Below are 14,058 nucleotides of genomic sequence, written 5' to 3' on the forward strand. Positions count from 1 at the left end.
CCGGGTCAGGATCGTTCGCCGCCGCGCCCGCCGAGGCGCCATTCGAGTGCGGTGAACAGCCGCTCGGCGACGCCGTCCATGACGATGCCGTCGTGCTCGTGCTCGTTGGTGACCCACGCGTGCAGCCCGCCCACGCGGGCCGCGGTGTCGAGCGAGAGCCCGGCGTCGACGTACATGTCGTCGAAGTACACCACCGCCTCGACCGGCACTTCGTTCGCGCCGAGCCGCGCGGTGTCGTACAGCTCGATCGGCCATTCCCGTGCGGCGAGCAGCTCGACCCCCGCGCGGAAGCCGCGCAGCGCACGGACCTCCTCGAACATCCAGGGGAACACCATCTCGCCGGTGAACAGCACCGGCCGCGCACCCTCGTCGAACTCCGGGTGCCGTTCCCGCTCGCGCTGCGCCGCCCAGCCCGTCGGCCCTGCGCCGTAGATGCTCTCCTGCAGGGCGATGAACAGCGGGTTTCCGGCGAACGCGGTGGCCGCGCCCACCGAGGCGAGGAAGGTGTCGCTCAAGCGTGTCTCGGCCCGATCGGCGAACGCCTCGTCGAAGAGCCAGTGCACCCGATCGAAGCCCGGGCCCATGCCGAAGTCGAAGCCCAGCGTCTGCAGGCGGCGCACGGTGAGGCGGTCGCCGTCGGCGAGGCGGACGTCCTGCGCCTGCAGGGTGTCCGCGACCTGCGCGATGCGCTCGGCGAGGTGCGGGGCGCGCTCACGGAACTGCCGGTTCTTCTCCACCACGCGCGGGAACGTGCGCCGGTAGACCTCCGCCGGGTCGGGATCGAGCGAGGGGAGCCCGCCCGCGACCGCGGAGGCGACGATCGCCTCGGGGAAGGCGGAGAGGTAGTGCAGTGTGAGGAAGCCGCCGTAGCTCTGCCCGATCGTCCACCAGCGGCGCCCGCCGTAGTGTGCGGCGCGCAGCGCCTCGAAGTCGCGCACGATCGAGTCCGCCCGGTGCAGCGACAGCCGTCGCGCGGCCTCCTCGGCCGGCATCTCGGCGAACCGCGACCCCGACAGTGGCGTCGACCGGCCGGTGCCGCGCTGGTCGGGCACGATGAGCCGGAAGCGCGACAGCGCGGCGGCGACCCAGTCGCCCCGACCCACCGGTCGCACGCCCTTGCCGCCGGGACCGCCCTGCAGGTGCAGCAGCAGCGGCAGGTCGTCGTGGCGGCGCTCGGCGGCGACGAATTCACGGGCGAAGATCTCGATGGTCTCGCCGTCGGGGTCGTTCCAGTCCAGGGGCACGGTGGTCCACACGTCGCGGGCCACGATGTCCTTGCCGACGAAGTACGTGCTGTCAGAGGTCACGCAGGTCACCTTGCCTTCCGATGGGGATGCCCGCGGTTCGCAGGCTCCGATCCAGTCTGCCCGGGGCTGCCGGGTCCGGTGGCGCCGCGCCCGCCGTGACCGGTGCCGCGCTCACTGCGCCCGGGTGCGCACCCGGGAGTCGAGCAGCGCGTAGAAGAGGTCGACGATGAGGTTCGAGAGCACGACGAACAGTCCGCCGAGCAGCACGACGGCGATCACGACCGGCCGATCCTGCATGGCGACGCTGGTCACCGCGAGCGCCCCGACGCCCTGCAGGCCGAAGACCTGCTCGATCACGATCACACCACCCAGCAGCAGCCCGATGTCGATGCCGAGCTGGGTGACCAGCGGCGGCATGGCGCTGCGGAAGGCGTGCACGTAGATCACACGCCGCTCGGTGAGTCCCTTCGCCCGTGCGGTGCGCACATAGTCCTCGCCGAGCACGTCGAGCATCTGCCCGCGGGTGAGCCGCGCGTACACCGCCGCGGTGACCATCGCGAGGGTCAGCCACGGCAGCGCCAGGTGCCACGCCCACTGCAGAGGGTCGGTCGCGAAGGGCACGTAACCCGACGGCGGGAACAGGTTCACCCCGAACCGGGTGGGCAGGTAGTACAGCAGGTACAGGGCCAGCATGCCCAGCACGAAGGTGGGGAAGCTGATGCCGGCCAGCGCGAACCCCTGACCCAGGCGGTCGCGGACGCTGCCCGGACGCTTGGCCGAGGCGATGCCGATCGGGATGCCGATCGCGAGCCACAGGACCACTGCGCCGAAGACCAGCGACATGGTCGCGGGGATCCGTGCCAGTACGAGATCGGCGACAGGCAGGCTCGAGCGGTACGAGAAGCCGAGATCGCCCTGCAGCAGGTTGCCGATGAAGATGAGGTACTGCTCCCAGATCGGCTTGTCGAGGCCGAGATTCGCCCGGATCTGCGCCATGAGCGCCTCGGTCGCCTTGTCGCCGGCGATGATCCGCGCCGGGTCGGAGGGCGTCACGTAGAACAGCACGAAGATGAACACGCTGAGCAGGAACAGCACCAGCAGGCCGAACCCGATGCGCGACAGCAGGAAGCGGATCATGCCCGCGCTCCCTTCGCAGAGGACGGATCGAGCGCGTCGCGAAGACCGTCGCCGACGAGGTTGAACGTGAGGGTCAGCGCCAGCAGGGCGAGGCCCGGCACGAGCACCATCCATGGAGCGACGATGTACATCGATCCGTTGGAGGCGTCGGCGAGCATGTTGCCCCAGCTGGGCGTGGGCGGCACGGTGCCGAGGCCCAGGAACGACAGCGTGGCCTCGAACACGATGGCGGCGGGGATCATCAGCGTCGTGTACACCACGATCGGCACGACCAGGTTCGGCAGCACATCGCGGAACATCGTGGCGATGGGGGACTGACCGAGCGAGCGGGCCGTCTCGATGAACTCCCGCTCACGCAGGGCGAGCACCTGCCCGCGGATGACGCGGGCCAGGCCCGCCCAGCTGAAGAACACGATCACCGAGATCGACAGCTGCAGGCTGGGCCCGAGCACCGACACCGTGGCGATCGCGACGAGCAGGAACGGCACGCTCATCACCAGATCGATGACGCGGCTGAGCACCGTGTCGACCACCCCGCCGAAGAAGCCGGCGGTCATCCCGATCAGGATGCCGATCGCCGAGGCCGCCAGTGACGCGACCACGCCGACCAGCAGCGACACCTGGGCGCCGTAGGCGAGCCGCACCAGCAGGTCGCGGCCGAGCTGGTCGGTGCCGAGCAGGAACTCGCCGTTCGGTGGCACGGGCATGCCGGCGGGCGACAGCCCGGTTTCGCGGAACTGCTCGGTGGGACCGTGTCCGGTCCACTGCGCGATCAGGGGCGCGCCGAGGGCGAAGATGACGATGAGCACGATGACGACGGCCGAGCCCACGCTGGCCGGGTCACGGCGCAGCCGGCGGAGGGTGAGCTGCCACGAGCTCTTCACCCCGGATGCCGCGTCGGCGGCGCCCTTCGCCGGGATGAGCAGGGTCAGGGTCTCTTTCGAGAACGGGCTCATGCGTGCGCCTCCGACGGGGTGGGGTCACCGGCATCGCTGAGCGCGCCGAGGAACGCCGCGGCCAGCAGCTTCTTCGTGAACGGCTGCTGCGGCGCGTCGTAGATGGTCTCTGCCTCGCCGAGCTCGATGATGCGCCCGTGCTCCATCACGGCGATGCGGTCGCACATGTGACGGACGACGGCGAGGTCGTGCGAGATGAACAGATAGGTCAGCCCGAGCTCGCGCTGCAGGTCGTCGAGCAGCTGCAGCACCTGGGCCTGCACCGTGACATCGAGCGCCGAGACAGGCTCGTCGAGGATGATCAGATCGGGGTTGAGCGCGATGGCGCGCGCGATCCCGATCCGCTGACGCTGCCCGCCCGAGAACTGCGCGGGGAAGCGGTTGTAGTGGTCGGGGTCGAGGCCGACCTGCTCGAGCAGCTCGAGGACGCGGCGTTCGCGTTCGCGTGGGGTGCCCACGCCGTGGATGCGCAGCGGGTCGCCGATGATCGATCCGACGCGGCGCTTGGGGTTGAGCGATGAGAAGGGGTCCTGGAAGACCACCTGTACGCGCTGGCGCATCCGCCGCCACTGCGCACCGTTGAGGGTGCGCAGGTCGGTGCCGTCGAAGCGCACGGTGCCCTCCGACGGCGGTACGAGGCCGGCGATCGTGCGGGCGAGCGTGGTCTTGCCGCATCCGCTCTCGCCCACCAGGCCCAGCGTCTCGCCTCGGCGCACCTCGAGGCTGATGCCGTCGAGAACCTTGCGCTCGACGCCGCGCCGCGCCGAGAACGAGACGCTGACATCCGACACCTCGGCGATCGGTGCAGCCGTGACCGGACCGGCCGCGGCGGGGGCGGCATCGCCCGGGGCGGCCTCGGCGAGCTGACCGAGCGGAGCCCGACGCTCGCTCTGCGTGAAGGCGGACGACGCGATCAGGTCGCGCGTGTACGGCTCTCGTGGGCGGCGCAGCACCTCGTCGCTCGTGCCGACCTCGACCTGCTCGCCGCGGTACATGACCATGACGCGGTCGGCGACACTCGCCATCACGCTGAGGTCGTGGCTGATCATCAGCACCGTCGCCCCGAAGTCCTGCTTCATCTCACCGAGGAGCTGCAGGATCTGCGCCTGCACGGTGGAGTCGAGGGCGGTGGTCGGCTCATCCGCGATGATCAGCGCCGGGTCGAGCGAGAGGCTCATGGCGATCATCACGCGCTGACGCATGCCGCCGGAGAACTGGTGCGGGTATGCGTCGAACCGCGACGCCGCATCGCTGATGTGCACCTTGTCGAGCAGCTGGATCGCCCGCGCCTTCGCCGCTTGGCGGGAGACGTTCTCGTGTGCGCGGATCTGCTCGACGATCTGCCATCCGACGGTGTACTGCGGATGCAGGCTGGACAGCGGGTCCTGGAAGATCATGCTGATCTCGCGTCCGCGCTTGCGGCGCAGCCGCTCGGGATCGAGTGTCAGCAGGTCCTCGCCCTGGAAGCGCACCGCGCCGGAGGTGCGTGCCTGCGGGATGAGACCCATCACCGACTGCACGAGCACCGATTTGCCCGAGCCGGATTCGCCGACGATGCCGAAGAACTCGCCCTCGGCGACGTCGAACGAGACGTCCTTCACAGCGTGCACGTCGCCGCCCTCGGTGGGGATGTCGACCTTCAGATGGGACACCTCGAGAATGGGCATTCGTTCTCTTCTCTTCCGAGTGGGGCTGCTGCGGCGCGAGCGGGTCGCGCCGCAGCAGCAGGTCGAGCAGCGGCTACTTCGTCAGCCAGACGTTGGCCCAGTCGCCGTTCTGCGCGAGAGCGTAGATCGAGAAGTTCTGCACACGCGCCGAGTGGTAGTTGGCCTTCTTCTTCGCCGCGATGCTGACGATGGGCGAGTCCTTCATGACCGTCTGGTCGACCTGGTGCCACAGCTTGGCGGCCTCTTCGGGCGTGCTGGCCGCCAGAGCCTGGTCGGCCAGGGCGTTCGCCTCGTCGTTGTTGTAGTCGACGTAGTTGTACGCCTGCGGCGTCCCGTCGAAGGTGAACTGCGGCTGGTACACGCTGCGCGCGGCACCGCCGACCCAGTCCGGCGACCAGCCGACCAGCGCGATGTCCCATTCGCCGCCGGACGCGTTCTCGCGGTTGGTCATGAAGTTGGCGTAGTAGTCGGTGGGCGGGACGGGGAAGAGCTCGACGGTGATTCCGGCCTTCTCGAGGCTCGCCTGCACGGTCTGGGCGATGTCGGGCTGCGAGCCGAGGTTGCGGTAGGGGAACTTCAGAGTGAGGTTCTGCACGCCGGCCTTCGCGAGCAGCTCCTTCGCCTTCTCCGGGGCGGCCTTCCCGCTCTTGTCGCCGTACGGCGAGTACTCCTCGTACCCGTTGATCCCGGGTCCGAAGATGCCGTTCGTGACCGTGGCGATATCGGTACCGCCCATGACCTGCACGACGGCGCTCTTGTCGATCGCGTACTGCAGGGCCTGGCGCACCTCGAGCTTCTGCAGCGCGCCGCCGTTGTTGTCGGTCTTGGTGTTGATCCACATGAACTGGTCGACCCCGCCGTTCTCGAGGGTCGAGAACTTCTCGTCATTGGCGGCGGTGAGCTGCTGGATGTTCGCAGGTCCCGGCTGGATGTCGAACAGCATGTCGGCGGAGCCCGCCTGGAGCTGCTGCATGGCGGCATCCACCTCCACGCCCATCGTCATCTCGATGCTGTCGACGTACGCCTTGCGCAGCGGGTCGCTCTTCGCGTCCCACGACTTGTTTCGTGTGAGGGTGAGCTTCACGTCGGGCTTGTGCTCGTCGATCGTGTACGGGCCCGACGAGATGAAGTTGTTGCGGTACTCCGGCGAGTCGGGCAGGTAGTCCAGCACCTCGACCGGGGCGGGGTTGGCGGTCGACAGGCTGAGCATGGACGTGAAGTCGGATGCGGGCTCGGTGAGGCGGAACACGACCGTCTTGTCGTCGGGCGTCTCGATTCCGGTGATGTCGTTGGCCTCGATGTACTCCTTCATCGCGCCGGCCTCGGGGGCGACATCCGCGAAGCCGTCGCAGAACTGCGTCATGCCGTCGATGAGCGTGATGAAGTAGCTGCCAAGGGCAGCACCGATGTGCGGGTTGCAGATGCGCTTGATGCCGCGCTCCACGTCTTCCGAGACGATCGGGCGGGCGCCGTCGGGCGCATCCCAGGTGGCGCCGTCGCGCAGCGTGATCGTGTAGGTCAATCCGTCGTCGGTCGGCTTGGGGACCTCGGTGGCGAGGTCGCCGACGAGTGCGGAGCGCTTCTCGGCGTCGTTGGATGCCTCGTAGCTGAGCAGCGAGCGGGAGATGACGCGGGTGATGCTGTTCGAGGGCACGTACGCGATCAGCTGCGGATCGATGCGATCGGTGTCGCCGTTGGAGAGCACCTTGAGGGTGCCGCCGGTCTGCGGTTCGCCGGCGTCGGCGTCGCCGCCGCCAGCGGACGAGCAGCCGCTGAGCACGAGCGCGAAGGCTGAGGCGACGATGAGGGGAGCCAGAGGGGACAGCTTCTTGCGGGCCATAGAGTCGTCCTTGATTCTCGGTCGGATGCCCGCATCTTCGACGGGCGAGCGGTCACGGACGGGCCGTGGCACGCCTGTAACATAGCACATGTCAGATTGCTACTCGACCGCCCATCTCCTTCAGCTGTCGCGGAGGGGATCTTGGAGGCAGATGCGGGCTGCGGGCCGAGCGCCACTAGACGTATGAACGATTCGGCATGAATCGTCGAACGGACGCCCGTGCGGCACTGCTCGTCGATTCATCACAGGCCGGGTCCGTCCGGAGCCGTGCGGGAACCCGGCTGACGCCCCCTTTCGCACGAGGTCGATGAGAAGGTGGTCTCAGGTCTCGCACCTGCTCAGCCGAGACCGAAGCGGGAGGAATGCGGCTCGCCACCCGAGGCGCCGCGACGGAGTTCGGGCTCATCGTCGCGATGGTCGATGTGGGGACAACGACCATCTGATCGCTCACCCCCCCCGGTCGGTCCGACTGCGACCGGAGGGCGCCTGCCGCCGTGGTGTTCGACGCGTAAGCTCGAACCCATGGCGGCAGGCGCAACGATCCACACGTTCGATGTGCAGCTCGCCGACGTCGACCGCGGCGTCTACGACGAGCTGAGCCTGCGACTCGCGCGGCATCCGTCCGAGACCGACGCGTACATGCTCACGCGGCTGCTGGCGTACTGCCTCGAGTATGCGGACGGCATCGCGTTCACCGAGGGCGTGGCTGCGACCGACGAGCCGGCGGTGCTCGTGCGTGACCGCACCGGCCGCGTCACGGCCTGGATCGAGGTCGGCGCACCCGACGCCACCCGCCTGCACTACGGCAGCAAGCTCGCCGATCGCACGGTCGTGTACACCTACCGCGACCCGGCCAAGGTGGTCGCCAACTGGGCGGGCAAGACGATCCACGACGCGGACGCCATCGTGCTGCACAGCTTCGACGCGGGTTTCCTCGACAGTGCGACAGCCGCCCTCGCGCGCCGCAACACGATGACGGTCTCGATCACCGAGCGTCAGCTCTATCTCGAGCTCAACGGCACGCACCTGAGCACCGAGGTGCACGAGCAGCCGATCCGCGCGGCCTGACCGGCAGGAGGGCCGACGCGCAGGGGACCGGACCCGCCGCGGTCAGGGGGACAGATCGGGGAGCTCCCGGATTCCGAACTCGTGGCGCAGCGCGCTCAGCGCCGCCAGCCACCCCGGCATGCCGGTCACACCCGGCCCGGGCGCGGCAGAGGCGGAGGCGAGGTAGACGCCGGGGATCGGAGTGCGCCAGGGATCCGGACTGAGCACCGGCCGTCGGAACAGCTGCCAGAGGTTCGGAGCGCCCGCCGCGATGTCGCCGCCCGGGTAGTTCGGGTTGTGCTGCTGCACCTCGTGGGCGCTGCGCGAGCTGATCGCCACGATGGTGTCGCGGAAGCCGGGGGCGAAGCGCTCGATCTGGCGGATCACCGCGTCCTGGCGGTCCGCCGTGCTGCCCGCCGGCACGTGCGTGTAGGCCCACAGCGTGTGCTGCCCCGCCGGAGCGCGACCGGGATCGAACAGCGTCGGCTGCGACACCAGCACGTAGGGATGCTCGGGCAGCCGACCACGGTGCACCTGATTCTCGGCATCCGCCATCTCCGCCCGCGTGCCGCCGACATGCAGGGTGCCGGCCCGGTGCAGCTCGGGGTTCGTCCACGGCACCGGCTCGCTCAGAGCGAAGTCGACCTTCGCGACGCCATCTCCGTATCGGAACCGCTGTAGCGCCCGCCGGTAGCCGGGCGGCACGACATCGGCCGCCAGGCGCAGGAGCGCCCTGGGAGTGACGTCGAGAAGCGTCGCCCACGCATCCGGCAGGTCGCTCAGCGACTCGACCTCGTGATCGAGCACCAGTTCGCCGCCGTGCCGGCGCAGGTCGTCCACCATGGCATCCGCGATCGCCTGGCTGCCGCCGATCGGTATCGGCCAGCCCTGCGCGTGGGCGTACGTGGTGAGCGCGAGGCCAGCCCCGGCGCCCGCGATGCTGGGCTGCGCGAGGATCGTATGCGCGGCGACGCCGGTGAGCATGGCGGGGGCGACGTCGTCGCGGAAGCGCGCATTCCACGCCGGGGTGCCCTGCTCGAGCGAGCGCAGCCCGAACAGCACGGCGGTGAGCGGGTCGGGCGGGATGCGAAGCAGGGACGAGCCGGTGAAGTCGGCCACTCGGGTCGCCCGCTCGACCAGCGGCCGCAGAAGTCGTGCGTACGCCCGGCCGTCCGCACCGAGCGCGTCGGCGGCACGGTCGAGGTCCCGGTAGGCGATGCCCGCGCGGCCGCCGTCCAGCGGCTGGGCGAACGACACATCCGGGGTGACGAACTCGACCCGGTCGCGCAACCCGAAGTCGCGGAAGAAGCGCGACTCGAACGCCAGCGGATGCACGGCGGAGCAGACGTCGTGCTGGAAGCCGGGCAGCGTGAGCTCACGCGTGGCGGCCCCGCCCCCTGCCCGGCTGTCGCGCTCGTAGACGCGCACGCGCAGCCCGGCCCTGGCGAGCGTCACGGCGGCGGCGAGTCCGTTCGGCCCGGCGCCGACGACGACGACGTCGAGGTCATCCCCGCCGGGGCGACGCCGGTCGATCACGATCGCTGTGCCTCTGCATCCGAAGCCCGTCCCGCCGAAGGCGAGGGCGACGGCGACGGCGACGGCGAGTCGCGCCGGGATCGAACGGCCGCCCTGCCTTCGGAGAGATAGGCCAGGCGGTGCAGAGTCTCGGCATTCCGCCAGCGCACCAGCGCGTTCATGATCGGGCGGGGCACGAACCGGCCGGGGCCTGCGATGGGCTCTTCCTGAATGCGCACGAAGCAGTCGTCTCCCCGCGGTCGCACCTCGATCGTCACCCGCGCCTCGCCCATCGGCCATCCTCGCGCTCGCATGACCATGCTGCGCGGCGGGTCGTGCTCTTCGACGATGGTCTCGTCGTTGATGAGCATCGGCCACACGCCGAACGAGTGGTGCAGCCGCGATCCGCGCATCGGCCAGGTCGGATCCACGGCCCGCATGCGCGACGCACCCACCACCCACGTCGGGTACAGCCAGCCGTCGCTCAGCACCTCGAACACGTCTTCCGGTGCGCAGTGCAGCACCCTCACATTCCGGGCCATCGCTCATTCCTCCCTGATCGGGCCGACGCCTCTCAGCCGCCCCTGTCGGTTTCTCCGACGCTAACCCGCTCCGCCGGATCGGCAGAGCGGGTTGCGCTCGGCGCCTGCGCATGGTCTGGTGATCGCGTCACGTGCTCGCGTCACCTCGGAGCGCGTCTCGCGCACGCCGAGCATCCGCGAGCGTCTTCTCCGCGGTCGAGAGCTCATCGGCGGCCCGGCGCCGGCGACGGTCGGCGGCGTCGGCGTCCTCCCTGGCGTGGGCGGCATCCTCCCGGACGCGGGAGAGCTCCTGCTCGAGCTCCGCGATGCGCTCCGTGAGGCGTCCGGCACGCTGCACGGCATCCCTCGCCTCGTCCTCCGCACGCCGCTCTGCTCGCAGAGCCCGCTCGTGTGCTTTCTCCGCTTCGCGCAGAGTGCGTTCGGCGGCGCGCTGCCGACGTCTGGCGCCCACCTCGTCGTTCGGCCGGCCCTGCGAGGCCGGCGGTCTCGGCCGCCCGCCCGCGACGATCGCCTCGAGGTCGACCGAGCCGGTCGGCTCGAGGTCGCGCACCAGGCGTCCGGATGCCACGGCCGCGGCCGCATCGGGATCGAAGAACGCCGCAGAGATCGTGCGCCGCACCGCCTCCCGCGTGGCGTCGCTCACCCGCGCACCCCGCGCGGTGGCGAGCGTCGCGGCCTCCGCCGCGAGCTGGTCGGTCAGCGCTCGTCGCTGCCGCCCGAGGTGCGAGAGCGTCGCGGCATCCAGATCCTCCTGGGCGTCGCGCAGCTCGACGGCGAGCTGCAGCGCCTGCTCGAGCCGGGCGGTGCGCTCCCCGGCGAAGAGGTTCACCACCCAGGCGGCGACGTTGGGCTTGCGCAGCGCTCGGACCGCAGCCGAGAGCACCGGGTCGTCGACGGCACCGGCGCGCGCATTCCGCGCGGCGATGAACGCGTCAGGCGACCCGGCGTACAGCTCGGCGGCGATCTTCTCGAGGTCGCCCGCTCCGCTCATGCGAGCGACCCTATCGCGCGGACGGTCAGTCGTTCGTCGTCGCCTCTTCGGCCGCGCGCATGGCGGCCTCGCCCTCCTCGGGCGATTCCGCACCGGCGCTCGCGGCGGAATCGTCGCCGGACGCCGGCTCGCCATCCGTGGTCGGCATGTTCTGACTGTCGAACTGTCCGTCGGGCTGCGCCTCGGCAGCGGTCGGCGGGTTTCCGCCCGCAGCGTCGGGGGAGTCCGCCGCGGCGTCGTCGTGCAGGTCGTCAGGGTTTCCGTCGTGGTGAGTCATGCCCCGAGTATTAGCCGACCGAGGGTGATCGGGGCAGGGCCGTGACGGCCGGCACCTCGAGGGGTATCATCCGCGCCGCCCCGACAGCTGCGGCTCCGCAGCAGGCTGCGTCGGACCGGGTGAGCGACGCACATCGATCAGCGCCAGCATGCCGCCGGCCACGAGTCCACCGACGCCGCCGAGCACCATGTCGCCGATCGTGTCCTGATAGCCGACGTGGATCTGGTCGCTGATGTACACCGACCCGAACCACTCGATCATCTCCCAGACCGCGCTCAGAGCCAGGGCGATCAGCGGCGCGAGAACCAGCGGGGTCCGCGCCCTCGGGCGCGCCGATGCGGTGATGCCGACGACGCCGGCTCGCGTCAGGATCTCCGCCGCGAGGATCGTCAGCACCGCGGTGCACGCGAAGTGCACCACGAGATCCCACCGGGAGATCGCCGCATAGAGATCGAACACGTTGCTCCACGCTGCGGCGAGGACGGTGACTCCGGATGCGGTGTCGAACCAGGCGCGCATGCCCAGCATGCGCGGCAGCATCAGCGCGGGCAGAGCCAGGGCCGTGATCCCGGCATCCGTCGGCTTCAGCCAGATGGCGGCCGCGATCACACCCAGGATGCCGATGACGCGCAGGGCATCTGCCGTCCACTCCGCGGCCGTGGCCGGCGGGCGAAGGAAGTCCTCTTTCATCTGGCATCCTCTCCGAATCGCAGCACGGCCTGCACGGGCAGGTGATCCGACGGCCGGCGCCCGCCGGGAGTGCGGGCGTTGGCGCCGACCGTGCGCACCCGTACGTCCGGCGTCGTCATGATCCAGTCGAGCTGGCGCCCGCCGGCACGAGGGCGTCGGTATCCAGGGTACGTGCCCCATCGCGGACCGGCCCTCCGCTCCGCGGCATCCCAGCTGTCGAGCAGCGCACGGCCGGCCTGCAGCTCGCGCAGCGCAGGGGAGTCGGCGCCGGCGTTGAGGTCGCCCAAGACGACCGCGGGCAGGGCGCGCTCGATGACGAGCCGGCGGATGCTGAGGGCGGAACGTCGCCGCGACGATGCGGAGAGGTGGTCGAGGTGGGTGTTGATCGCGAGGAATCGCGTGCCGGTGCCGCGCTCGACGAACTCGGCCCAGACCAGGATGCGGGGGATGAGGTTGCCCCATCCGATCGAGCCCGCCCGCTCCGGCCGGTCGGACAGAGCGCGCTGACCCCCGTCGTGCAGCACGAGACGCGTGCTGTCGTACACGATCGGGGTGCCCTCGCCGCGTCCCCCGGCGGCCCGTCCGGCGCCGATGGCACGGTGATCGGCCCCGAGCGCCTCGCGCACCAGGGGCATGACGCGCGGCAGGGCCTCCTGCAGGCCGATGAGCGTGGGGCGCTCCGAGGCCAGCAGCTGCTGCACGGCAGGTGCGCGCCACGACCAGCGGTCGGCCCGGCGGTGCAGCATGCCGTCTGCGGCGCGGCGGATGTTGAACGTCATGACGTGCACGTCGGGCGGTTCGGGTGGCGCGATCAGGGCATCCGCGGGCCCATCCGACTCGCGAGCCGCCACCGCTACCCGTCCCAGCCCTGCTGCGGCGTCTCGCACGTCTCGCGGAACACGAACTGCGACGGCAGCTTGCGCTGGGAGCTCGACCAGTCGATGGCCGGGCGGCGCTGCTCGGCAGGCAGGTAGCCGAGACGGTACACGGCCATCAGCTCGAGATCGTCCGGCACGTGCAGCAGCTCGATGATCTCGTCCCAGCGGCCCGGCGCCTCCATCGGGAACGAGATGAACTGGATGCCCATGCCGAGCTCCACCGTCGTCAGCCAGATGTTCTCCATCGCGGCGCCCATGCTGAACACCGAGTAGAACGACGACAGCTCGCCGGGGCGGTACTCGCTGCGGTCGAGCATCACGGCGAGCAGCAACGGGGAGCCGGCGACGAGCTTCGCATTCTCGGCGCCGAGCGTCTTCGGCACGCCGAGGGAGTTCATCAGCTTCTGCCCGCGCGAGGTGAACACCTGACTCGTGAACGGGCGCAGCACCGCGGGCAGCTTGTCGAACAGCATCCCGCTGCGCTTCTGCTCCATCTCGGCCTGGCTGAAGCGGAAGTACGGCTTGTACCGCTCGAAGAACGTGCCGTTCGACATCACCTCGGTCATGCTCTCGCCCGAGATCTGGGCGATGCGCTCGATGGTCTCGCGCTGCTCGATCACGACGAAGCGCCACGGCTGGCTGTTCAGCTGCGAGGGCGCGCGACTGGCAGCTTCGATCAGCAACCGCTGGTGCTCTTCGCTCACCGGATCGGGCAGGAACGGCCCGTTCGTGGTCTTGCGGCGACGGACGACGTCGAGGAATTCCATGCTGCTCCTATCGGCGGGAGGTGAAGACGCCGGCGGCGATGAACGGCGCGGCGGTGAGGGCGATGACGGGATGCCTGCGGGTGTGCGTTCCCGCATAGGGGATGACGGCGAGGGGGGCCAGCGCAGGAGCGAGGGCGAGCGCGGCCCTCCGGTCGCTGCGCACGCCGACGATCAGCGCGAGGATCGTCGTCGAGACCGTCGCGATGTACAGGGCGTGATGCACCCAGCGGAACCGCCTGGTGTCGATGATCCGGGTCGCGACCGCCGCGCCCAGCGCGCAGTTGGCGGTATAGCAGAGACCGGATGCCAGGAACGCGGCCGACACGCGACCTCGGTGCCGTGGTGCGCGCCGCCTGCGTGTCATGGGATCAGCACATCATGCCGCGGGCGTTCGGCGCGAGGGGTTGCGCGCGGGTCGTGAAGCGCCCACCCGTCCGACGCAGGAGAACACGCCAGAGCAGGACAGCTGCGACGAATTCGACCTGCGCTCGCGCGTTCTCCTGT

The 14,058-nt window shown here is 70.2% G+C and carries 14 protein-coding genes; 1 reads left to right on the forward strand and 13 read right to left on the reverse strand.

Annotated elements, in window-relative coordinates:
- Positions 1-5 precede the first annotated feature (5 nt).
- The 5 genes from H9633_RS07965 to H9633_RS07985 form a co-directional block, all read right to left on the reverse strand.
- Positions 6-1,307: an alpha/beta fold hydrolase gene (locus H9633_RS07965; RefSeq protein ID WP_191712722.1), complete on the reverse strand. Its 1,302-nt coding sequence runs from the start codon at positions 1,305-1,307 to the stop codon at positions 6-8.
- 111 nt (positions 1,308-1,418) lie between these two features.
- Positions 1,419-2,384, reverse strand: a complete 966-nt coding sequence (locus tag H9633_RS07970; protein ID WP_099196616.1) for an ABC transporter permease — start codon at positions 2,382-2,384, stop codon at positions 1,419-1,421.
- Positions 2,381-3,340 (reverse strand): ABC transporter permease, encoded by a 960-nt coding sequence (locus H9633_RS07975; RefSeq protein ID WP_191712723.1) that lies wholly within the window; start codon positions 3,338-3,340, stop codon positions 2,381-2,383. The genes H9633_RS07970 and H9633_RS07975 overlap by 4 nt, the downstream gene beginning before the upstream one ends.
- Positions 3,337-5,007 (reverse strand): ABC transporter ATP-binding protein, encoded by a 1,671-nt coding sequence (locus tag H9633_RS07980; RefSeq protein WP_191712724.1) that lies wholly within the window; start codon positions 5,005-5,007, stop codon positions 3,337-3,339. The genes H9633_RS07975 and H9633_RS07980 overlap by 4 nt, the downstream gene beginning before the upstream one ends.
- A 73-nt stretch (positions 5,008-5,080) precedes the next feature.
- Positions 5,081-6,847: an ABC transporter substrate-binding protein gene (locus H9633_RS07985; RefSeq protein WP_191712725.1), complete on the reverse strand. Its 1,767-nt coding sequence runs from the start codon at positions 6,845-6,847 to the stop codon at positions 5,081-5,083.
- A 522-nt stretch (positions 6,848-7,369) separates the two neighbouring features.
- Between H9633_RS07985 and H9633_RS07990 the strand changes: the two genes are divergently transcribed.
- Positions 7,370-7,915, forward strand: coding sequence for a YaeQ family protein (locus H9633_RS07990; RefSeq protein WP_191712726.1), 546 nt, complete (start codon positions 7,370-7,372; stop codon positions 7,913-7,915).
- 42 nt (positions 7,916-7,957) lie between these two features.
- Here H9633_RS07990 and H9633_RS07995 read toward each other — a convergent pair whose 3' ends face one another.
- The 8 genes from H9633_RS07995 to H9633_RS08030 form a co-directional block, all read right to left on the reverse strand.
- Positions 7,958-9,430, reverse strand: coding sequence for a phytoene desaturase family protein (locus H9633_RS07995; RefSeq protein ID WP_318247233.1), 1,473 nt, complete (start codon positions 9,428-9,430; stop codon positions 7,958-7,960).
- Complete coding sequence (locus H9633_RS08000; RefSeq protein ID WP_191712727.1) at positions 9,427-9,951, reverse strand: SRPBCC family protein; 525 nt, start codon at positions 9,949-9,951, stop codon at positions 9,427-9,429. Before H9633_RS08000 ends, H9633_RS07995 begins: the two co-directional genes overlap by 4 nt.
- A gap of 127 nt (positions 9,952-10,078) precedes the next feature.
- Positions 10,079-10,942: a transposase gene (locus tag H9633_RS08005; RefSeq protein WP_191712728.1), complete on the reverse strand. Its 864-nt coding sequence runs from the start codon at positions 10,940-10,942 to the stop codon at positions 10,079-10,081.
- Between the two features lie 25 nt (positions 10,943-10,967).
- A complete protein-coding gene (locus tag H9633_RS08010) occupies positions 10,968-11,219 on the reverse strand; it encodes a hypothetical protein (RefSeq protein ID WP_071641650.1) in 252 nt (83 codons plus the stop codon).
- A gap of 66 nt (positions 11,220-11,285) precedes the next feature.
- Positions 11,286-11,909, reverse strand: a complete 624-nt coding sequence (locus tag H9633_RS08015) for a DUF2238 domain-containing protein (RefSeq protein WP_191712729.1) — start codon at positions 11,907-11,909, stop codon at positions 11,286-11,288.
- A complete protein-coding gene (locus tag H9633_RS08020) occupies positions 11,906-12,688 on the reverse strand; it encodes an endonuclease/exonuclease/phosphatase family protein (protein ID WP_191712730.1) in 783 nt (260 codons plus the stop codon). Before H9633_RS08020 ends, H9633_RS08015 begins: the two co-directional genes overlap by 4 nt.
- Positions 12,689-12,762: 74 nt before the next feature.
- A complete protein-coding gene (locus H9633_RS08025) occupies positions 12,763-13,554 on the reverse strand; it encodes a nitroreductase family protein (RefSeq protein ID WP_191712731.1) in 792 nt (263 codons plus the stop codon).
- 7 nt (positions 13,555-13,561) lie between these two features.
- Entirely contained in the window at positions 13,562-13,879 is a 318-nt protein-coding gene (locus tag H9633_RS08030; protein ID WP_256221016.1) for a hypothetical protein, read from the reverse strand.
- Between the last annotated feature and the right edge of the window lie 179 nt (positions 13,880-14,058).

It is taken from the genome of Microbacterium commune, assembly GCF_014836945.1.
Lineage (GTDB): Bacteria > Actinomycetota > Actinomycetes > Actinomycetales > Microbacteriaceae > Microbacterium > Microbacterium commune.